This is a genomic window from Piscibacillus salipiscarius (assembly GCF_042685285.1).
Classification (GTDB): Bacteria; Bacillota; Bacilli; order Bacillales; family Alkalibacillaceae; genus Piscibacillus; species Piscibacillus salipiscarius.
Map to the genome: position 1 here is coordinate 38,358 of NZ_JBHUMZ010000048.1, position 20,966 is coordinate 59,323.

Consider the following 20,966-nt stretch of genomic DNA (forward strand, 5'->3'; position numbering starts at 1 on the left):
TTGAGTAGAAAGATTTCACATTCATTAGAATTTTGTTTATAATGGTCTGTGGGACAATTATGCTAGAGGAATAATAGATTAAAGTGTATATTTATGCATACACTTATTGCTCTATGACTAATTTGTGGAAAAGGAGAGAGATACTATGGCAAACCCTAAAGGTCTTGAAGGAATCGTTGCAACCGAATCCTCCATCAGTTCAATCATTGATGACAAATTGACTTACGTTGGTTATGATATTGATGATTTAGCTGAGAATTCAAGCTTTGAAGAAATTATCTACTTACTCTGGAATCAAAAACTACCTACACAAAATGAACTCGACTCATTTAAAAAAGAACTTGCCAACAACATGAGTCTTCCTCAAGAAGTGATTGATCACTTAAAATCATATGACTTAAAAACTGTACATCCTATGGCTGCTCTAAGAACAGCTGTATCTATGCTTGGATTATATGATGAAGAGGCTGACGTGATGGAACAAGATGCAAACCGTCGCAAAGCACTTCGCTTACAAGCTAAGATTCCTACAATTGTAACTGCGTTTGCTCGTATCCGTAACGGTGAAGAGCCTATTTCACCTAAGACTGATTTAGGTTTCGCAGCTAACTTCTTATACATGCTTAAAGGTAAAGAACCTGAAAACATTGAAGAAGAAGCATTTAATAAAGCATTAGTATTACATGCAGACCATGAGCTAAACGCTTCAACATTCACAGCTCGTGTATGTGTAGCTACATTATCTGATGTTTATTCAGGTGTAACAGCTGCTATTGGTGCTCTAAAGGGCCCTCTACATGGTGGTGCGAACGAGCGCGTTATGAAGATGTTAACTGAAATTGGCGATGACTCTAAAGCAATTGAATACATTGAAGAAAAGTTAGCTAATAAAGAAAAAATCATGGGTATGGGACACCGCGTTTATCAAAATGGTGACCCTCGTGCGAAGCACTTAAAAGAAATGTCTAGACAATTGACTACAATCACTGGTGAATCTAAGTGGTACAACATGTCAGTTAAAATTGAAGACTATATTAAAGAGAATAAAGGTCTACCAGCTAATGTGGATTTCTACTCGGCATCTGTTTATCACAGCTTAGGAATTGATCATGATCTATTCACACCGATCTTCGCTGTGAGCCGTGTATCTGGTTGGTTAGCTCATATTTTAGAACAATATGATAACAACCGTTTAATTCGTCCTCGTGCTGAATACGTTGGACCTAACAAGCAAACTTATACACCAATTGACAAGCGATAAACCAAAAGCCGGTTTAAACCGGCTTTTGTGATGTTATTAAATCTAAATAAAGTGTAACGAGAATTAGGAGGTTATGACATTGACAAAAGGTGAAAAAATTACTGTTGAAAATGGAAAAATGAATGTACCAAATAATGCGATTATTCCTTTTATTGAAGGTGACGGGACAGGACCAGATATCTGGGCAGCAGCTTCTCGTGTATTAGAAGCAGCAGTTGAGAAAGCATATAATGGTGAGAAAAGCATTGAATGGAAAGAAGTTCTTGCTGGTCAAAAAGCTAAAGATAATACAGGTGAATGGTTACCTAATGAAACTCTAGATACTATTCGTGAATACAAGATTGCAATTAAAGGACCTTTAACAACACCAATCGGTGGCGGTATTCGTTCTTTAAACGTAGCATTACGTCAAGAGCTTGACCTATTCACTTGCCTACGTCCAGTAAAACACTTCTCAGGTGTACCATCTCCTGTTAAGCGTCCTGAAGATGTAGACATGCAAATCTTCCGTGAAAACACAGAAGATATCTATGCTGGTATTGAGTGGCAAGAAGGTACAGATGAAGTTAAAAAAGTTATTGACTTCATTCAAAACGAAATGGGCGTTAGCAAAATCCGTTTCCCTGAAACTTCAGGAATCGGTATTAAGCCAGTATCAAAAGAAGGTACGGAACGTCTAGTTCGTTCTGCGATTGAATATGCTCTTACTGAAGGTAAGAAGAGCGTAACACTTGTACACAAAGGTAATATTATGAAGTTTACAGAAGGTTCTTTCAAAGCTTGGGGTTATGACCTTGCTGAACGTGAATATGGTGATAAGGTATTCACATGGAAAGAATATGATCAAATTGTTGAAGAAAAAGGCCGTGAAGCAGCAGACCAAGCACAAAAAGAAGCTGAGGATGCTGGTCGCATTATCGTTAAAGATGCGATTGCTGATATCTTCTTACAACAAATTTTAACTCGCCCGAAAGAGTTCGATGTGGTTGCGACTATGAACTTAAATGGTGATTACATTTCTGATGCACTAGCTGCACAAGTTGGTGGAATTGGAATCGCCCCAGGTGCGAATATTAACTATGAAACAGGTCATGCTATTTTTGAAGCAACTCATGGTACTGCACCTAAGTATGCTGGAATGGATAAAGTTAACCCATCATCAGTGATCCTTTCAGGTACATTAATGTTAGACCACTTAGGCTGGAGAGAAGCTAGTGAGTTAATCCATAAAGCTATGGATAAAACAATTGCTAGCAAAGTTGTAACATATGACTTCGCTCGTCTAATGGACGGTGCTACTGAAGTTAAATGTTCTGAATTCGGTGACGAGCTAATCAAAAATATGGACTAATTATATTTTTTGGGAGGAACGCTCATGACAATTAAGCGAAGAAAAGTTTCTGTCATAGGTGCTGGTTTTACAGGTGCAACAACAGCTCTTATGGTTGCTCAAAAAGAGCTAGCCGATGTTGTTTTGGTGGATATTCCAGATATGGAAGACCCAACTAAAGGTAAAGCGTTAGACATGTTAGAAGCAAGTCCTGTTCAAGGTTTTGATTCGAACATTATTGGCACATCAAACTATGAAGATACAAAAGGTTCAGATGTAGTTGTGATTACTGCAGGTATTGCTAGAAAGCCTGGTATGAGCCGAGATGATTTAGTTGCAACGAACTCAAAAATTATGAAGTCAGTTACTAAAGAGATTGTCAAGTATTCACCAGACTGTTACATTATTGTATTAACAAATCCGGTTGATGCGATGACTTACTCAGTGTTCCAAGAAGCTGGCTTTCCTAAGAATCGAGTGATCGGTCAATCCGGTGTACTTGATACATCGCGTTTTAGAACATTTATTGCGCAGGAGTTAAATGTTTCAGTTAAAGATATTACTGGTTTCGTTCTTGGTGGTCACGGCGACGATATGGTTCCTATGCTTCGCTATTCGTTTGCTGGCGGTATCCCTATTGAAAAATTAATCTCTAAAGAGCGATTAGATGAGATTGTTGAACGTACACGTAAAGGTGGCGGAGAGATTGTTGGTCTATTAGGTAATGGTTCTGCTTATTATGCACCAGCTGCATCCATTACGGAGATGGTCGAGGCTATCTTGAAAGACCAACGTCGTATTCTTCCTTCAATTGCTTATTTAGAGGGTGAATATGGCTACAATGATATGTACCTAGGCGTTCCTACTATTTTGGGAGGAAACGGACTTGAGGAAATCATTGAGCTAGATTTAACCGAAGAGGAAAAAGCTCAACTAGATCAATCAGCTGACTCGGTTAAAAACGTCATGAAAGTATTAGCGGATCACGAATAATAAAGTATAATAAAGCTCGAGGAAAGATTTCTTTCCTCGAGCTTTTTTGTAAATTTGTCCTATATTTTGCCTTGAATGTCCTATATATCGTCTTCAATGTCTCATAAATTAAGATAAATTCACGTTTTCGACAAAATTCGATACCGAATTTTTAATTGAAAATGTCTCAAAAGTGGCTGAAAATGTCTCATATAAACTAATGCACGTAGCAAAAATAAAGTTCAATCACATGACTAGGTAAGGATGGTAACGATGATTTTAATGATTGATCACGATGATTCATTTACATATAATTTAGTTCACATGTTAGAGGATTTAGATGAAGAGGTTATAACGATTAGCCATACTGACATTTCATTCAATTATTTCAACAACTTCATCCCTGACTATGTGATATTATCGCCTGGGCCTGGTCACCCTAAAGAACACGCCGTTTCTAAAAAGGTAATTGATATGTTTAAAGGCAAAATTCCAATTTTAGGTGTTTGTCTTGGATTTCAAATGATTTACGAATATTTTGGTGGGTGCATTATAGAAGCTAATCGTCCTATGCATGGAATGACAGATGACGTCCTCCATGACGGCCTATCGATATATAATAATCTTGAAAATCCCATTCAAGTTACCCGTTATCATTCATTAATTGCTGACCCTGAATCGAAGCCAGATGAGCTTATTGTAACTGGAAAGACCAATCAATATGAAATCATGTCAATAAGGCACACTAAAGATCCAATTGAAGGTGTACAGTTTCATCCAGAAGCAATTTTAACTTCCTCAGGACAAACCATGCTTCATAACTTTATAAAGACATACCGGGAGTGGAATAAGTGACTAAACAAATTGTTCATTTCAAACACGATTGGTTAGATGAACATTCATATATTTTTGAGCAGCCAATAGATTATGTGGTGGCTAATCGTTTAGATGAAGTAAAACCTGCTTTAGAACAGATAGAGCAATATTCCAAAGATGGTTATTATGGTGTTGGCTATCTCAGTTATGAGGCGGCACAGGCATTTAACCCTAAAATGAGAACACATCAAGATGTAAGGTTACCCTATCTTTATTTCGGGATTTACAAAGAGACAAATCATTTATATGACATTCCGACTGAACATTTTCAACAAATGAACTGGCAAAGTGATACTAAGCCAGAAAGCTATTTTAAGGCTATTAAGTCAATCCATGATGCAATCAAACAAGGAATTAGTTATCAAGTTAATTATACTTTTCGTTTGGTGGCACTATTTGACCAGTTAAATACTAGGCAGCTATATGAACAGCTTAGACAAAGTCAAATGGCTAACTACACTTGTCACTTACAATTTAATGATTTTGAAATCATCTCGGTGTCACCAGAATTATTCTTTGCCTGGGACGGTCATCGTATTGAAACTAAACCAATGAAAGGTACTGTCAAAAGAGGTTATTCCGGTGAAGATGATCAGTTATGTAAGAAGCAACTGTTAAATTCGAAAAAAGATCAAGCCGAGAACGTCATGATTGTGGACCTACTTAGAAATGATTTATCACGAATTGCCCAAAAGGGGTCGGTTAAAGTGCCTAAGCTCTTTGAAATAGAAGCCTATCCTACGGTTTATCAAATGACTTCAACAGTGACCGCAAAAACTCGAAGTGATGTCGGACTAGCATCTATTTTCGAAGCCATTTTTCCATGCGGTTCTATAACTGGCGCACCTAAAATTAGTACGATGGAAATTATTTCGCAATTAGAAACCTCACCAAGAGAAGTTTATTGTGGCGCCATTGGAATGATCACTCCCGATCAAAAAGCAGTTTTTAATGTGCCAATTAGAACTGTTTTAGTTGATCATCGAGATAAAAAGGCTTTCTATGGTGTAGGTGGGGGCATTACTTGGGATTCTACTCCAGAAAATGAATACGAAGAGACAGTAGCTAAATCGAACGTGTTAAAGCAACAAGGAACTGAATTTGAATTACTTGAGACGATGAAATTAGAATATGGACAAATCAAGTACTACGATGAGCATATTAGTAGGTTGAAGAGATCAGCGCATTTTTTCAAAATTCCTTTCAAACTAGAAGAGGTCGAAAGAGTTACTAAAACTATTTTATCCAAACATCCTAATCAAGAACATGTTATTAGACTGCTTTTAAATCGAGAAGGTAATATCAAATACGAAATCAAGCCATATGGAAGTACACCTTCGACGATTAAAGTTGCATTAGCCAATAAACCAATTGATGCTTCAAATATGTTTTATTATCACAAGACGACCTATCGTGATTTTTATAAATCGTTTCAAAGGAATGACGTTTATGATGTTCTATTATGGAATGAGAATGATAACGTAACTGAATTTACAACTGGTAACGTTATTTATAAAATAAATGAGCAATATTTTACTCCACCTGTTTCGGACGGACTCTTAGCTGGTACGTTTAGAGAGCGATTGTTAAGAGAAAATCAGTGTACTGAGCGCTCATTGTCTAGAAATGAAGTAGGCATGGTGGATGAATTTTGGTTCATCAATAGTGTCAGGGGATGGATTAAAGTAGACGAGATTATATAAATATGACGAGTGGTTTATCTGTGATAAATATGTGTAACTTATTAAATACAAGACATTAAAGGAGTGCAGGGTTATGGCAGATACAGAACAGATAAAAAAACGATTCGACCGAATATCAAGTAAATTTGAAGTCATGGATCATCTCGTAAAAGAAGATTGGCGAAAAGAGTTATTAAAAGGAGTCAATGGTCGAATACTCGAAGTCGGTGTTGGTATTGGAACTAATTTTAAATATTATCCAAAAGAAGCTGAAGTTGTTGGGATAGATTTTAGCTCGAAAATGCTTGATCGAGCCCGTGAAAAGGTAGATGAAGCAGCCTGTGAAATTGAATTATATGAAATGGACGTTGAGAATCTCGAATTTAACGATGACAGCTTTGATTATATCGTCTCCACTTGTGTGTTTTGTTCTGTACCTCACCCAGTAAAAGGTTTGAAAGAGCTTAGACGAGTGGTTAAACCTGAAGGAAAAATAGTCATGTTAGAACATATGCGGAGTGAAAATGAGTTCATAGGTAAAGTGTTAGATTTCTTTAATCCGGTTAGTGTTAATTTAATTGGAGTAAATGTCAATCGTAAAACGATTTCAAATATATACCAGGCCAATTTAGAAGTCGAAAAGCAAGAATACTTAATGACATCGGTTATGAGAAGGTTAATTTTATCTCCTAATAAGTGAATGGTAACATCGGATAAATCTCCTTTAATGGTACAGGCTAAATAATAGCTTGTACCATTTTTATGGAGGTGTAGAGATGGAAATCCAAAATGAATATCGGCCTGGTGATATCGTTTACGTTATGTATCGTAACCCACATACTCAAAATGTTGCTCAAGTTCAAGAAGCTGCTGTTGTTGAGCATCCAGACGAGCCAGGCGAATTGGCACTATTTTTATATGAGACCTATTATCCTTTAGATGACCAAATTGCTGTATTTAAAACTGAAGAAGAAGCTAATGAGGCTTACGATTTTTACTTCGGTCAAGATGGAGAGACTTTTTATGGTTAAGCCATTTGTTCCTGAACTTGTCTATGTTGAACCTCGAGCACTTGAATATGATTTAGGTAAAGAATTAGTAAATAAGTTTGAGAATATGGGAATTGAAATAAGAGAAACCACTTCTCATAACCATATTCGAAACTTACCTGGAGATAATCACTTTCAAAGATATCGCGTCGCTAAGTCGACATTAGTTGTTGGACTAAGGAAAACGTTAAAGTTTGATACATCAAAGCCATCTGCAGAATATGCAATCCCTTTAGCGACTGGATGTATGGGGCATTGTCATTATTGTTATTTACAAACGACAATGGGAAGTAAACCATATATTCGAACCTACGTTAATGTAGAGGAAGTTTTTGATCAAGCTGAACAATATATGAGGGAACGGGCCCCAGAAATGACACGATTCGAAGCGTCTTGTACATCAGATATTGTTGGAATTGATCATTTAACTCATACACTTAAAAGAGCAATTGAATACTTCGGCGAATCTGATTTGGGACAATTGCGTTTTGTGACTAAATTCGCTCATGTTGATCACTTATTAGATGCAAAACACAATGGGAAGACTCGTTTTAGGTTTAGCATCAATGCAGACTATGTAATTAAATATTTTGAACCTGGAACATCTAAGCTAGATGATCGGTTAGAAGCAGCAAGAAAGGTTGCTGAAGCGGGTTATCCATTAGGTTTTATTGTCGCTCCGATTTACCTTCATGAGGGCTGGAGGGAAGGCTATAAAGAAATGTTCGAAAAATTAGAGGCGCTATTGCCACAATATGCCCGTAACGATTTGACTTTTGAATTCATTCAGCATCGTTTTACAAAGCCAGCTAAAAAGACAATTGAGAAAAACTACCCAATGACTAAGTTAGAACTTGATGAGTCAAAACGTAAACCAAAGTGGGGTAAATACGGCATTTGGAAGTATGTTTATACTAACGAAGAGCAGGAGGATATGAAAAATACATTAGGAAAGTATTTAGTTGACTATTTTCCTGAAGCTAAATTTGAGTATTTTACTTAAATATAGATATTTATTTTTTCCTAGATTTTAGGACACTACAGTTGACATACACTTCTTTTTCTGCGAGCGGTCTGCAAGACTCCTCGCACTCCAACTTTGTTTCGTTCTGCGGAGTCTAGCTAGCCTCGCTTTCCCTGGTAAAATCTTTGTGTATGTCAACTAACAGTGCGTTACTATGGAATGGTTGTGTTTTCACATAAATAGTTTGTTTAAACTATAATTTATCACCAATTATCTCAGCCACTATCCATCTCACAACCACTTAATTTTTCAAGTAAAACATATTTAAATAGTACAAATATTTACTACTTGATATGGAAGGTTCACCGTGGTGAATAACTTCTAGTTGTGGTTTATCGAGGTTACGATTAGATGAAACATTCGCTAAATATCTGAAGTTAGGTCTTGTTACAGTTTTGTGTAAGTATGCCGATCGTGTGCTATTGTCTTTTCTATTCTCATTTAAAAAATGAATAATCTGTTCAGCAGACGTAATACCCATTCCATGACCGAAGTAACTACCATCTTCTAATACCACAGCATTTTCTCCTTGCCACCAAGGGGTTTGAGGGTTCACATCGGGATTTTTAAAATAAACAATGTCTCCAGGAATTAAGAAGTCGGTATCAATGGTTTGTAATTTTAAGTCTGAATCTGAATGCCAGCTATATAAGTAAAGATATTTAAAAATTCGATTAAATAGCTCTTTGCCAATCGTATTTAAAACAGCGTGATAATAGATGATCAGCATTGCGGTTGCGCATTCAAATCCATATTGATCACTATTAATATAGATATCTTTTATAGCGTCTGAAGGATTAACATCGGCCCTTAATAAAAAACCACCCATCATCGTACGAATCCAGTAGTCAGGATTGCGCCTAGATTGAGCAAATACTTCGAAAGTCGCTTGACTATCGTTCATTAACTTTGCACTGTGTATAATTTGGCTTCTTAGCTGGATTTCAAATTCTAATTCATATAGGTTTCTATAAGCGTACGTTAAAGGATCTTCTAATAATCGATTAAAGATGACTTTTTCAATTGGATCAAGCGTCAACATATTTGCGTTTTGAAGATAATCACCCGAAACTCTAATCATTCTAATACGCTCCTGTTCTGAAGTAGGTGTTAGTTTATATTACTCATATCATGTGCAAACGGTGATGAATAAAAATGACCAACTTACACATGCTATAGGATAAGGAGGGTGATCACATGAATCAAGAAACGTTTGTCGCAGTCAGAAAAGACCAAGATGGTGACATCACTCATTTTAAGACGTCTAGTGGACGTGAATTAGACTATCAGCAAGCATTAAATGAGATTCAAAACGGTACCATTTCAGGAGTCAATATAGGAGAAGCTAGAAATGGTAGACCGGTCATACGTGGGAATGCTGATGGAGATCCAACTAATAATTTAGATAACCTTGAAACATTTTAATAAAATAAACAATGAGCACCAGCCTATTTGGGTTGGTGCTTTTTCTTAGCTTACGAGTAGAGAAGTGCTCTTGATGTAAGTTAAAATAGTAATAGACATAATTTAGACGAGTAGGTGATCTTGTGGCAAGCCAAAAACCAAATCAATTGATTAATGAAAAATCACCGTATCTGCTGCAGCATGCATACAATCCTGTAGATTGGTATCCATGGGGTGATGAAGCATTTAAAAAGGCTAAGAAAGAAAATAAGCCAATCTTTTTAAGTATTGGCTATTCGACATGCCATTGGTGTCATGTGATGGCTCATGAATCATTTGAGGATGAAGAGGTCGCTAAGGAAATTAATGAAAAATTCGTAGCCATCAAAGTCGACCGTGAAGAACGTCCTGATATTGATGCTGTTTACATGAAGGTATGCCAAAGAATGAATGGGCATGGCGGTTGGCCTTTAAGCATTTTTATGACGCCAGATCAAATTCCTTTCTACGCTGGAACATATTTCCCAAAAGAAAGTAAACATGGCTTACCAAGTATTAAGCAGGTCATTGGATATTTAGCGGAGACCTATCATAACGACCCTAAGCAAATTGAAGATGTAACTGAAAGTGTTAAGACATCACTTAATCAAGTTATTTTTAATAAAGGTGAGGAGCGGGTTTCTAAAGATGCTGCTGATCAAGGCTTCCATGAATTAGGAAAAACCTTTGATACATTACATGGAGGTTTTGAAGGAGCACCTAAATTCCCTTCACCTCATAATTTAATGTTTTTAATGAGATATTATAAGCAAACTGGTAAATTAATGGCCCGTCAAATGGTAGAAAAAACGTTATATTCAATGGCTAAAGGTGGGTTGTACGATCATATTGGATTTGGATTCGCCAGATATTCAACGGATGAAGAATGGTTAGTTCCTCATTTTGAGAAAATGCTTTATGATCAGGCCTTACTTTTAATGACTTATGTAGAAGCGTATCAGTTAACCGGTAATCAGTATTACAAAAGGATTAGTGAACAAATTATTGAATTTGTTTTTAGAGAAATGACAAGTCCTGAAGGTGCATTTTATTCAGCTATTGATGCTGATTCTGAAGGTAAAGAAGGGGCTTATTATGTATGGGGAAAACGTGAAATTGACCAAATCCTTTGTGAAGAACTTGGAGAGTTGTATAGTTCAACATATAACATAACAACTGAAGGAAATTTCGATGGTAAAAATATTCCGAATTTGATTCATACTAACGTTGATTCTATTGCGAATCAGTTTAATATGTCATTAGAACAACTAGAAGAAAAGCTTGAACAAGCTCGAACAAAGTTACTAGAGGCAAGGGAATCAAGAGTTTACCCTCACTTAGATGATAAAATTTTAACTTCATGGAATGCTATGATGATTGCAGCATTAGCTAAAGCAGGTCAAATTTTTAAGAAGCCTTTATATATAGAACGTGCACGACAAGCAGCTGAGTTCATTGAAAATAACCTTTTCAAAAATAAACGATTAATGGCGCGTTTTCGTGATGGAGAAGTAAAATATAAAGGTTATCTGGATGACTATGCATATTTAGCTTGGGCTTATTTAGAGTTATATGATGCCGAGTTTGAAGTTGATGACTTAAGTAAGGCTAAGAATCTAGCTGATGCCAAGTACGAACTGTTCTGGGATGATGAGCATGGAGGTTTTGTGTTAACAGGTCAGGATAGTGAACCCCTCATTTCAAATGAAAAAGATATTCACGACGGGGCTGTACCATCTGGTAATAGTGTCGCTACAGTCGTATTAGCTAGATTGTCATCATTAACAGCAAATACCGAGTATGCGAATCTAGTTGACGATCTATATCATGTTTTTTATCCTGCATTATCGCGTATACCTGAAGGAAGTACCTTCTTCTTAATTAGCTTATTATTAACAGAATATCCTTCCGCAGAAGTGGTGGTTATTGATGAGGGACAAGACTCTTCATGGGATAAGCTTGAGGAGTTTAAAGTGAATCACTTTTTACCTCATATCAGTTGGCTTAAATCGGATAGGCAAAAGAAGTTATCTCATATAGCACCTTTTACGACAGACTATATATCGTTACATGGACAGACGACCATTTATGTGTGTGAAAACTTCACTTGTAGGCAACCGACCACAAATATAAATGAAGTAATCGATCAGTTAATCTCTAAGTAGATTACGGACTATTTTTTAGTTAAAATTAAGACAAATATAAAAACAGGAGTTGGGGAGCTTGGAATATCGTATTTTAATTGTTGATGATGAAGAATCAATTACAACTCTGATTGACTATAACCTTATGCAAGAAAGGCACCAAACGACAGTTGTTCATGACGGGGAGACGGCATTAAGTCTTGCTGAAAAAGAGAATTTTGATCTAATTTTATTAGATTTAATGTTGCCTAATATAAGTGGTATTGAAGTTTGTCAGAGGCTTCGTTCACAAGGTTTTAGTGTTCCAATTATTATGCTAACAGCTAAAAGTGAAGAACATGATAAAATAACAGGTCTTGACGTGGGGGCTGATGATTACATTACAAAACCATTCAGCCCAAAAGAGTTAAGTGCAAGAATACGAGCGGTGATGAGAAGGACAAGTCATTCTGATGCCAATCAGGACATCATTCGTTTTAGTGATATTAAAATCAACACGGAGACTTATGAAGTGTTTAAGCAAGACCAGCCAATTGAATTCACGAAAAAAGAGTTTGAGCTTCTTTTATATCTCGCCAAGCGAATCAATAAACCTGTTAAGCGTGAAGTTCTTCTGCAAGATGTTTGGGATTTTGATTTTATTGGAGATACAAGAATTGTAGACGTTCATATCAGTCATCTTCGGGAAAAACTTGAAGATGAACCTAAGAGGCCCCAGTTGATTAAAACAGTAAGAGGGATTGGGTATAAGTTAGAGGGTCAGGCATGAAAGGAATCAGTAATCGTAAGCCATTAATCATTTATACGTTAATTGGTATTGTCTTTATTCTAGTGCTAGGAGTTTTATTCGTTCAGGTTGCTAAGCATTATGTGACAAAAGCTTACGAAGAGCAGCTTCATTATGATGCTAATTTTGTTGCGGAAGATTTTAATCTCAACACTGACTCGAGTTTAGAAAGACAGCAGCAGTTAGAGCATTATTCTGAATCTTTTCCAATTGAACTTGTTCTTTACCAGACAAATACACAGGAATATTTACATACTTTTAATCGGAATGAGACGATTACGTTAAACGAGTTAATTGATCATCAACTTAATCTTAATTCAGCACTCAGATTAGATTCCAGACTAGCTGTGGTAAGGCAAATTAATGAGAATGTAAGGATCATCGTAGTTTCAGAAGAGCTCCCCATTGAGTATTTAAATACAACGTTGTGGTCCGTTGTCATTATATTAGCTTTATTAGTAGGATTTTTTATCTGGGGTTTGGGAAATCGTCTTTATGAAAATTACGTAACACCAATTAAAAAAGCTTCTGATACAGCCAAGTCACTAGCTGAGGGTAATTATAAAGCGAGAATCCACGATGCGCCTTATGGCATTGTGTCTGAATTGAGTCAATCGATTAATACGTTAGCTCGTAATTTAGAATATATCACGTCAAAATACCGAAATCAGAACGATCGTTTAAAAACGGTGGTTAATAATATGGAGAGTGGCCTTTTACTGATTAATGAAAAAGGCTTAACAAGACTTGCAAATGAACCATTTATTAATAATTTTACGAATAAAGACACTTCGATTTTAGGTGAAGTTTATTACGATGTGATAGAACATAAAGAATTAAACGATGCTCTACAAGAAGTTATTTTCATGGAAAGAAAAAAACAGTTAACAATTGAAACCGTCCAGGGAAATTATTTTGAAGTTTATTTAGCACCAATTCGTAATGAACATGACTCTTGGAAAGGTGTTGTCGTCGTTTGTCATGACATTACGAAAATCAAACAGCTTGAGAATATCCGTAAAGATTTTGTAGCTAACGTGTCCCATGAGCTTCGCACACCGATTACGTCTATACAAGGTTTTGTAGAGACGTTATTAGATGGAAATGAACATGATGAAGAGATCGTGAAAAAATTTCTAAACATTATCAATAAGGAATCAAGGCGCTTAAATGCGCTTATTGAAGACTTATTAGAACTATCGACCATCGAAAAAGATGATTTTACGCTATATAAATCTCACTTTTATGTCACTGAGTTAATGCATGATGTCGATCAAGTCGTAGAGAATCAATTAAAGGAAAAAGGCTTAACTAGAGATTTGTATGTAGATGAATCGATTGCATTATATGCTGATTATAATCGTATGTATCAGTTAATTTTAAACCTGTATTCCAATGCCATTCAATATACACCTGGTGGAGGTCACATAGAATGGAACGTGACCCTTGATGAGGGATACATAAAGTTTCAGATCCATGATAATGGAATCGGTATTCCTAAGAAGAATCAAGGCCGCATATTTGAACGATTTTACCGGGTTGATCAAGATCGTAGTAGGCAGACTGGCGGTACAGGACTTGGACTATCGATTGTTAAACACATCGTTGAAGCTCACGAAGGTATCATTAAACTTGAAAGTGAAGAGGGGGAAGGGACCACGATTATTGTATTAATCCCTCAAAAAATATAATCTGTTATAATGGACAAAAAGATGATCATTAAAGAGGTGTTTGACTTGTCTAAAGATGAGATCGTTTTGATTGATGGAAACAGTGTGTTATACCGAGCATTCTTTGCTTTACCGTTGCTAAGTAATGAAAGTGGTGTACATACAAATGCTGTTTATGGATTTACGAATATGTTATTAAAAATCTTAGAAGATAAAGATCCTAGCCATATTCTAGTGGCATTTGATGCAGGGAAAACAACTTTCAGACATAAAACATATAAAGAATACAAAGGTGGACGTCAAAAAACACCTCCAGAGTTGTCGGAACAATTTCCAGTGATGCGAGAGATTTTAGATGCATTAGGCGTAAAACATTATGAACTCACGCAATATGAAGCGGATGATATTATCGGCACTATCTCTAAACAAGCTCAAGAAAATCAAAAGAAAACACTGATTTATTCAGGTGATAAAGATTTGCTGCAATTGGCTTCTGAACATGTGACAGTTGGAGTAACACGTAAAGGAATTACCGATATTGATGAGTATTCACCAAATGAAATTAAGGAAAAAATGGGTGTTACGATTGATCAAATTATTGATTTAAAAGCTTTAATGGGAGATAAATCAGACAATATCCCAGGTGTTCCAGGTGTTGGTGAGAAAACGGCGGTTAAGTTATTAAATCAATTTGGAACGCTTGAAAACATCTATGACAACATTGATGACGTAAGTGGTAAAAAGTTAAAGGAAAACTTGATCAATCACAAAGATGATGCTTTCATGTCTAAAGAATTAGTAACGATTAATCGTGAATCACCAATAGAAATAAAAATTGATGACTTAGATTATGAAGGGTATCAGTCAAGAGATGTTATTGAGCTTTTCAAACAATATGGATTTAAATCCTTGATGGGTCGTATAGGTGGAGAAGAAGAAACAGTCGAACGTGAAGGTGTCACATACGAACATGTTGAGGAATTTAAGACCGATTATATAAGCTCTAATGAGAACTATTTAATTATGGAAATGTTAGAAGAAAACTATCATAATGGCGATATTTTAGGCTTTTCGTTAGTTAATGACCAGGGTTATTACTTCATTCCAACTGAAGTGGCCTTAAACTCTGAAAAATTTAAAACATGGCTTGAGAGTAAAGAAAATAACAAAATCGTTGCTGATACGAAACGATTAAAAGTGGCTCTAAAATGGAGAGGTATTAATTTAAACGGGGTTCAGTTTGATTTAATTTTAGCATCCTATATCGTGAACCCTTCAAATAGTAATCATGATTTGCCATCCATTGCACAAAATTACGGGCTAGTTGATGTGTCATATGATGAAGAAGTTTACGGAAAAGGTGCAAAACAAAAGGTTCCTGAAAAGGACGTCTTAGCTGAGCATATTGTTCGAAAAGGTGTCGTAGCTAAAAAACTTTACCCACAATTAATAGAAGAAGTAGAGAAAAACGAACAAGAGCAGCTGTATTATGACTTAGAGATGCCATTATCTTTAATTTTAGCTGACATGGAATATTTAGGCGTTCAAGTAGATGTGGACCGTCTAGAAGAGATGCAGCAAGACTTAAGTAAGAGACTTGATAAAATTGAAGAAGAAATCTATGAACTTGCAGGCCAATCATTTAACATCAACTCACCAAAACAATTAGGAAAGATTTTATTTGAAGAATTAGAACTTCCTGTTATTAAGAAAACTAAAACAGGCTATTCAACTTCTGCAGATGTTCTAGAAAAGCTTCAACATGAGCATGAAATTGTAGATAAGATTTTACATTATCGCCAGCTCGGTAAGTTACAGTCAACTTATATAGAAGGCCTATTAAAAGTCGTTCATGATGACACACATAAAATTCATACACGCTTTAATCAAGTTCTAACCCAAACGGGGCGTTTAAGCTCTACAGATCCGAACTTACAAAACATCCCAATTAGACTTGAAGAGGGGCGTAAGATTAGACAAGCATTCGTACCGTCAAAAGACGATTATGTCATTATGGCAGCTGACTATTCACAAATTGAACTTCGTGTTCTAGCTCATATTGCAAATGATGAAAAATTAACTTCTGCTTTTAAAGAAGGCAAAGATATTCATACTCAAACAGCTATGGATGTTTTTAATGTTAAAGAAGATGAAGTTGATTCATTAATGAGGCGCCATGCAAAAGCTGTTAACTTCGGTATTGTATACGGAATTAGCGATTACGGATTAAGTCAAAGTTTAGGCATTAGCCGCAAAGAAGCTGGACAATTTATTGAGAAGTATTTAGAAAGTTATCCAGGTGTTAAACAATATATGGATGATGTTGTTAAGCAGGCGAAACATGATGGTTATGTTGAGACGATCATGAAACGTCGTCGATATTTACCTGATATCTCGAGTCGTAACTTTAATAAAAGAAGTTTTGCCGAACGAACTGCAATGAATACGCCAATTCAAGGTAGTGCAGCAGACATTATTAAAAAAGCGATGATTGACGTTATGGACCAATTAAATGATTCGGACGTAAACGCTCAGTTATTACTACAAGTGCATGACGAATTAATTTTTGAAGTTGCTAAAGGTGATATTGATCAGCTAAATAAACTAGTGAAAAATGCTATGGAACAAACTGTAGAATTAAATGTTCCTTTATTAGTGGAAGCTGATTATGGCAACACTTGGTATGATGCGAAGTAGAAAGAAGGATTAACGATGCCAGAATTACCAGAGGTTGAAACCGTAAGAAGGACGCTAAAGCCTATTATCCAAGGGAAAGAAATTGTTGATGTCCTTATTTATTACCCAGGAATTATTAAAGAGCCTGAAGATTCAGTAGCGTTTAAACATCGTTTACTAGGTCAACATTTTACCGACATAAATCGATTGGGGAAATTCTTAATCTTTCATTTAACAGACGACCGCTTAGTGTCACATCTTAGAATGGAAGGGAAATACGGTGTGTATGATGAAGATGAACCAATAGAACCACATACGCATATTGTCTTTAAATTAAGTAACGGAAAAGAGTTAAGGTACCGTGATGTTCGAAAGTTTGGAACGATGCACTTAAAAGAACCTAAGGATTTATTTACATCAGCTCCGCTTAATAAATTAGGAGTCGAACCTTTTAGTGAAGACTTTACAACGGATTATTTATATGAACGGCTTCGAAAAACATCTCGTAAAATAAAGCCTGCCTTGTTGGATCAAGCCATTGTGACAGGATTAGGTAATATTTACGTGGATGAAGTGTTATTTAAAAGTCAGATTCATCCTGAAAGAATTGCGAATACCATTACTATAGAAGAAGCTAAACGTATACAGCATTACACGATTGAAGTCTTAAATGAAGCCGTTGAACATGGGGGTTCATCTATCCGTTCTTATTTGAACAGTTTAGGTGAAGTTGGCTTGTTTCAACTTAGAATTTCTGTTTATGGAAAAGAAGGGGAAGCATGTCCTTCATGTCAAACAACGATTGAAAAAATAAAAGTTGGTGGAAGAGGGACTCATTTTTGTCCTCAATGTCAACCAGCTCCAAACTAACACACGTACTAGGCTTCTTTCATAAGATAAGTTGAGTTCTTATGGAAGGAGCCTTTATTTTGGATCATCTAATAGCAGCTGTATTATTATTAAGCTTAGCAGTTAGTTTTGACAGTTACTTTTTTGGATTTACTTATCGTTTGAAATCGATTACAGTAAAGAAAACCACTTATTTAATTATTGGATTAGTGACGTCTGTTAGTTTTCTAACAGGTTATTTATTGGGTGATATATTGGGGATTTTAATCCCTAAAGTTTCTGAATATCTTGGCGGAATCATATTTCTTTTAATAGGTTGTTATGTGCTCTGGCAGTGGGTTGATGAGCAGAAAGAAAAATTTCGGAAGTACTACCACGATGAATCAATTCGATTTAATTTTAAAACGATTTGGATGATTTTGAAGGACCCTCAAGTGGCAGACTTAGATCATTCTGGAACAATTTCAGGTAAAGAATCTTTGTTTGTTGCATTAGCTTTATCGTTAGATTCATTTAGTAGCGGGGTAGGCGCTGCATTCACGATCTTACCTTATTTCATAACAGCTGTCTTAATTGGGTTTAGTTCAATGTTTTTTTTAGGATTAGGAACGATTACTGGTCGAATTCTAACTAAATATCATTGGATGCAGCAACTGTCATTCTTACCTGGATTAATATTTATAATGCTAGGGATTTGGAATATAACGAAGTAGGTGATTTTAATGTCAGTTATTATAGGATTAACTGGAAGTATTGCAACAGGAAAATCAACTGTTTCAAAGATGTTTAAGGAATGGGAAATTCCAGTAGTGGACGCAGATCAAATTGCACGAAATGTTGTGAAACCTGGTGAACCAGCATATGAAAAAATAGTGGAACACTTTGGAGAAAAAGTGTTATACGAGAATGGAATGCTTAATCGAAAAAAACTAGGTGAGATTGTATTTAATGATGAAGAAGAACGAAAACGATTAAATAGTTTTATTCACCCTGAGATTCGCAAAGAAATGATTAGGCAAAGAGAAAGTCACGTAGCTAATGGCGAGCCTGCCGTTGTGCTGGACATCCCTTTATTGTTTGAAAGTAAGTTATTTGATTATGTCGATAAAGTTTTAGTCGTTTATGTAGAACCAGAAGTTCAACTGGAAAGACTGATGGAACGTGATGAATCAGGTAAAGAAGAGGCGCTGAGCCGAATACAGTCTCAAATCTCTATTACAGAGAAGAAAGATCGTGCAGATGCTATTATTGATAACACTGATTCAGTTGATCATAGCAGGGAACAACTTAAAGATATTCTTCGTGAATGGGGAATTGAAAATAAAAATCTATAAAAATAGTAACATTTTTTAATAATTCTCCCCTATAATATAATAAATGTGTTATACTATTGTCGTAAAAATATTGTTAAGTGTAACATATATAGTTTGGGAGGTTATTATAAATGACAACACGTATTGCAATTAATGGATTTGGCCGAATTGGTCGCATGGTGTTTCGTAAGGCGATCAAAGATGAAACACTTGAAGTTGTAGCAATTAATGCAAGTTACCCAACAGAAACTTTAGCTCACTTGATTAAATATGATTCTGTTCATGGACGTTTTGATGGTGAGGTTACGTTTAAAGATAATGAAATTATTGTAGATGGAAAGAGCGTTCTAAAGGTTTCTAACCGTAACCCATTAGAACTTCCATGGGCTGATTTAAATATTGATATCGTTATTGAAGCAACTGGTAAATTTAAAACAAAAGAAACTGCATCACAACACATCACAGCTGGTGCAAAGCGCGTTATTATTTCAGCGCCAGGTAAAGAAGTGGACCGTACGATTGTAATGGGAGTCAACGAAAATGATTTTAACCCTGAAACTGACGAAGTGATTTCAAATGCGTCTTGTACGACAAACTGCTTAGCACCTGTTGTTAAAGTATTAAATGATAAGTTTGGAATTGAAGAAGGTCTAATGACGACTGTCCATTCATTTACAAACGATCAGAAAAACTTAGATAACCCACATAAAGACTTGCGTCGTGCTAGAGGATTAACACAGTCGATTATCCCAACATCAACAGGAGCAGCGAAAGCTATTAATGAAGTTTTACCTGAGCTAAAAGGACGCTTACATGGAATGGCTTTACGCGTGCCAACACCTAATGTGTCATTAGTTGATTTAGTTGTCGATGTTAAAAAGGATGTGACAGCTGAAGAGGTTAACCAGGCTTTCTATCAAGCTATGGAAGATGACATGGCAGGTATTGTATCAATTAATGATGAGCCATTAGTTTCAGTCGATTATACAACATCACCATATTCTTCAATTGTAGATGGACTATCTACTATGGTTATGGGTTCTCGTAAAGTTAAAGTATTAGCTTGGTATGACAATGAGTGGGGTTATTCTTGCCGAATCGTTGACCTAGCTAAATATGTTTCTCAACATATTAAAAACGGACAAATGACTATGTAAACTTGATTAGCCAACCAGGAGTTGAAACCTGGTTGGCTATATTTGTTTTTTAAGGAATTGCCGTTATCTAATTTATAAAAAACATATTTTTTGAAGGAATTTCTAGAGTGGTGTCGAATATCTTCTTATATATTTTTCTGCTCTATTTAATCCTCTTATCGCTGCATATACCTCATTAATAATTCTCAAAACATGATGAAGTTTGTTATACTTATAAAAGGTATAGACTATGGTACGTTTTATGGAGGAAAAAATATGCGTTGCCCGAACTGTGATGCGAAAAACACAAGAGTATTAGATTCAAGACCGATCGATGAAGGACGTTCAATCAGACGAAGAAGAGAATGCGAGTCGTGTCAATATCGTTTTACGACGTTTGAACGTGTGGAAGAAATTCCGTTAATAGTCGTAAAAAAAGAAGGCACACGAGAAGAATTTAATCGTGAGAAACTAAAACGAGGTTTAATCAAAGCGTGTGAAAAGCGGCCTGTTTCAATAGAAGAAATTGAACGAATCGCTTTTGATGTAGAAAAAGATCTACGCAACCAAGGAAATTCTGAGATCTTAAGTGACCAAATTGGTGAATTAATTATGGACAGGTTAGCCGAAGTTGATGAAGTTGCATATGTACGCTTTGCTTCTGTCTATAGGCAGTTTAAAGATATTAATGTTTTTATGAGTGAATTGAATGAAATGATTAATAAAAATAAAAAGTAAAGGGAGTACGGGGTGT

At 35.9% G+C, this 20,966-nt stretch carries 19 protein-coding genes; 18 read left to right on the forward strand and 1 reads right to left on the reverse strand.

The genetic code is table 11. The features are described 5' to 3' along the window. Positions 1 to 145: 145 nt before the first annotated feature. From citZ to splB, 8 genes are all read left to right on the forward strand, one after another. The gene (gene citZ / locus ACFSW4_RS13460; RefSeq protein WP_377329908.1) at positions 146 to 1,261 is read left to right on the forward strand and encodes a citrate synthase; all 1,116 of its coding nucleotides are present in this window, start codon (positions 146 to 148) and stop codon (positions 1,259 to 1,261) included. A 79-nt stretch (positions 1,262 to 1,340) separates the two neighbouring features. Further along, a complete protein-coding gene (icd, locus tag ACFSW4_RS13465) occupies positions 1,341 to 2,612 on the forward strand; it encodes an NADP-dependent isocitrate dehydrogenase (RefSeq protein ID WP_377329910.1) in 1,272 nt (423 codons plus the stop codon). Between the two features lie 24 nt (positions 2,613 to 2,636). Further along, on the forward strand, positions 2,637 to 3,584 hold the full coding sequence (mdh, locus tag ACFSW4_RS13470; protein ID WP_377329912.1) for a malate dehydrogenase: 948 nt from the start codon (positions 2,637 to 2,639) through the stop codon (positions 3,582 to 3,584). 252 nt (positions 3,585 to 3,836) lie between these two features. Continuing rightward, positions 3,837 to 4,418, forward strand: a complete 582-nt coding sequence (locus ACFSW4_RS13475; protein ID WP_054754292.1) for an anthranilate synthase component II — start codon at positions 3,837 to 3,839, stop codon at positions 4,416 to 4,418. Then, positions 4,415 to 6,142: an aminodeoxychorismate synthase component I gene (pabB, locus tag ACFSW4_RS13480; protein ID WP_377329914.1), complete on the forward strand. Its 1,728-nt coding sequence runs from the start codon at positions 4,415 to 4,417 to the stop codon at positions 6,140 to 6,142. Before ACFSW4_RS13475 ends, pabB begins: the two co-directional genes overlap by 4 nt. Positions 6,143 to 6,215: 73 nt before the next feature. Next, positions 6,216 to 6,821 (forward strand): class I SAM-dependent methyltransferase, encoded by a 606-nt coding sequence (locus tag ACFSW4_RS13485; protein ID WP_377329916.1) that lies wholly within the window; start codon positions 6,216 to 6,218, stop codon positions 6,819 to 6,821. Between the two features lie 76 nt (positions 6,822 to 6,897). After that, positions 6,898 to 7,152, forward strand: coding sequence for a transcriptional regulator SplA domain-containing protein (locus ACFSW4_RS13490; RefSeq protein ID WP_054754284.1), 255 nt, complete (start codon positions 6,898 to 6,900; stop codon positions 7,150 to 7,152). Continuing rightward, positions 7,145 to 8,173 (forward strand): spore photoproduct lyase, encoded by a 1,029-nt coding sequence (gene splB, locus ACFSW4_RS13495; RefSeq protein WP_377329918.1) that lies wholly within the window; start codon positions 7,145 to 7,147, stop codon positions 8,171 to 8,173. Before ACFSW4_RS13490 ends, splB begins: the two co-directional genes overlap by 8 nt. A 262-nt stretch (positions 8,174 to 8,435) precedes the next feature. Here the strand turns inward: splB and ACFSW4_RS13500 are convergent, their stop codons facing one another. Beyond that, the gene (locus ACFSW4_RS13500; protein WP_377329920.1) at positions 8,436 to 9,275 is read right to left on the reverse strand and encodes a protein-glutamine gamma-glutamyltransferase; all 840 of its coding nucleotides are present in this window, start codon (positions 9,273 to 9,275) and stop codon (positions 8,436 to 8,438) included. 116 nt (positions 9,276 to 9,391) lie between these two features. Here ACFSW4_RS13500 and ACFSW4_RS13505 point away from each other — a divergent pair, with 116 nt between their 5' ends. From ACFSW4_RS13505 to nrdR, 10 genes are all read left to right on the forward strand, one after another. After that, the gene (locus ACFSW4_RS13505; RefSeq protein WP_377329922.1) at positions 9,392 to 9,619 is read left to right on the forward strand and encodes a DUF3892 domain-containing protein; all 228 of its coding nucleotides are present in this window, start codon (positions 9,392 to 9,394) and stop codon (positions 9,617 to 9,619) included. 122 nt (positions 9,620 to 9,741) lie between these two features. After that, entirely contained in the window at positions 9,742 to 11,802 is a 2,061-nt protein-coding gene (locus tag ACFSW4_RS13510; protein WP_377329924.1) for a thioredoxin domain-containing protein, read from the forward strand. Positions 11,803 to 11,860: 58 nt separating this feature from the next. After that, positions 11,861 to 12,550, forward strand: a complete 690-nt coding sequence (locus tag ACFSW4_RS13515; protein ID WP_054754282.1) for a response regulator transcription factor — start codon at positions 11,861 to 11,863, stop codon at positions 12,548 to 12,550. Next, positions 12,547 to 14,259 carry a two-component system histidine kinase PnpS gene (pnpS, locus tag ACFSW4_RS13520; RefSeq protein ID WP_377329926.1) on the forward strand — a complete coding sequence of 571 codons (1,713 nt, stop codon included), beginning with the start codon at positions 12,547 to 12,549 and terminating at the stop codon, positions 14,257 to 14,259. Before ACFSW4_RS13515 ends, pnpS begins: the two co-directional genes overlap by 4 nt. A gap of 21 nt (positions 14,260 to 14,280) precedes the next feature. Continuing rightward, positions 14,281 to 16,935 (forward strand): DNA polymerase I, encoded by a 2,655-nt coding sequence (polA, locus tag ACFSW4_RS13525; RefSeq protein ID WP_377329928.1) that lies wholly within the window; start codon positions 14,281 to 14,283, stop codon positions 16,933 to 16,935. A gap of 15 nt (positions 16,936 to 16,950) precedes the next feature. Next, on the forward strand, positions 16,951 to 17,784 hold the full coding sequence (mutM, locus tag ACFSW4_RS13530) for a DNA-formamidopyrimidine glycosylase (protein WP_054754271.1): 834 nt from the start codon (positions 16,951 to 16,953) through the stop codon (positions 17,782 to 17,784). A 59-nt stretch (positions 17,785 to 17,843) separates the two neighbouring features. Beyond that, the gene (gene ytaF, locus ACFSW4_RS13535) at positions 17,844 to 18,476 is read left to right on the forward strand and encodes a sporulation membrane protein YtaF (RefSeq protein WP_377329930.1); all 633 of its coding nucleotides are present in this window, start codon (positions 17,844 to 17,846) and stop codon (positions 18,474 to 18,476) included. A gap of 9 nt (positions 18,477 to 18,485) precedes the next feature. After that, a complete protein-coding gene (gene coaE / locus ACFSW4_RS13540) occupies positions 18,486 to 19,097 on the forward strand; it encodes a dephospho-CoA kinase (RefSeq protein WP_377329932.1) in 612 nt (203 codons plus the stop codon). A gap of 110 nt (positions 19,098 to 19,207) precedes the next feature. After that, positions 19,208 to 20,233, forward strand: a complete 1,026-nt coding sequence (locus ACFSW4_RS13545; protein ID WP_377329934.1) for a glyceraldehyde-3-phosphate dehydrogenase — start codon at positions 19,208 to 19,210, stop codon at positions 20,231 to 20,233. A gap of 255 nt (positions 20,234 to 20,488) precedes the next feature. Then, the gene (gene nrdR, locus ACFSW4_RS13550) at positions 20,489 to 20,950 is read left to right on the forward strand and encodes a transcriptional regulator NrdR (protein WP_377329936.1); all 462 of its coding nucleotides are present in this window, start codon (positions 20,489 to 20,491) and stop codon (positions 20,948 to 20,950) included. Positions 20,951 to 20,966 lie beyond the last annotated feature (16 nt).

Excerpts from the sequence above, each read along its gene's own strand:
- citZ (WP_377329908.1), top strand. The coding sequence starts at position 146 with ATGGCAAACCCTAAAGGTCTTGAAGGAATCGTTGCAACCGAATCCTCC.
- mdh (WP_377329912.1), top strand. The coding sequence starts at position 2,637 with ATGACAATTAAGCGAAGAAAAGTTTCTGTCATAGGTGCTGGTTTTACA.
- ACFSW4_RS13475 (WP_054754292.1), top strand. The coding sequence starts at position 3,837 with ATGATTTTAATGATTGATCACGATGATTCATTTACATATAATTTAGTT.
- ACFSW4_RS13485 (WP_377329916.1), top strand. The coding sequence starts at position 6,216 with ATGGCAGATACAGAACAGATAAAAAAACGATTCGACCGAATATCAAGT.
- ACFSW4_RS13490 (WP_054754284.1), top strand. The coding sequence starts at position 6,898 with ATGGAAATCCAAAATGAATATCGGCCTGGTGATATCGTTTACGTTATG.
- splB (WP_377329918.1), top strand. The coding sequence starts at position 7,145 with ATGGTTAAGCCATTTGTTCCTGAACTTGTCTATGTTGAACCTCGAGCA.
- ACFSW4_RS13500 (WP_377329920.1), bottom strand. The coding sequence starts at position 9,275 with ATGATTAGAGTTTCGGGTGATTATCTTCAAAACGCAAATATGTTGACG.
- ACFSW4_RS13505 (WP_377329922.1), top strand. The coding sequence starts at position 9,392 with ATGAATCAAGAAACGTTTGTCGCAGTCAGAAAAGACCAAGATGGTGAC.
- pnpS (WP_377329926.1), top strand. The coding sequence starts at position 12,547 with ATGAAAGGAATCAGTAATCGTAAGCCATTAATCATTTATACGTTAATT.
- polA (WP_377329928.1), top strand. The coding sequence starts at position 14,281 with ATGATCATTAAAGAGGTGTTTGACTTGTCTAAAGATGAGATCGTTTTG.
- mutM (WP_054754271.1), top strand. The coding sequence starts at position 16,951 with ATGCCAGAATTACCAGAGGTTGAAACCGTAAGAAGGACGCTAAAGCCT.
- coaE (WP_377329932.1), top strand. The coding sequence starts at position 18,486 with ATGTCAGTTATTATAGGATTAACTGGAAGTATTGCAACAGGAAAATCA.
- ACFSW4_RS13545 (WP_377329934.1), top strand. The coding sequence starts at position 19,208 with ATGACAACACGTATTGCAATTAATGGATTTGGCCGAATTGGTCGCATG.
- nrdR (WP_377329936.1), top strand. The coding sequence starts at position 20,489 with ATGCGTTGCCCGAACTGTGATGCGAAAAACACAAGAGTATTAGATTCA.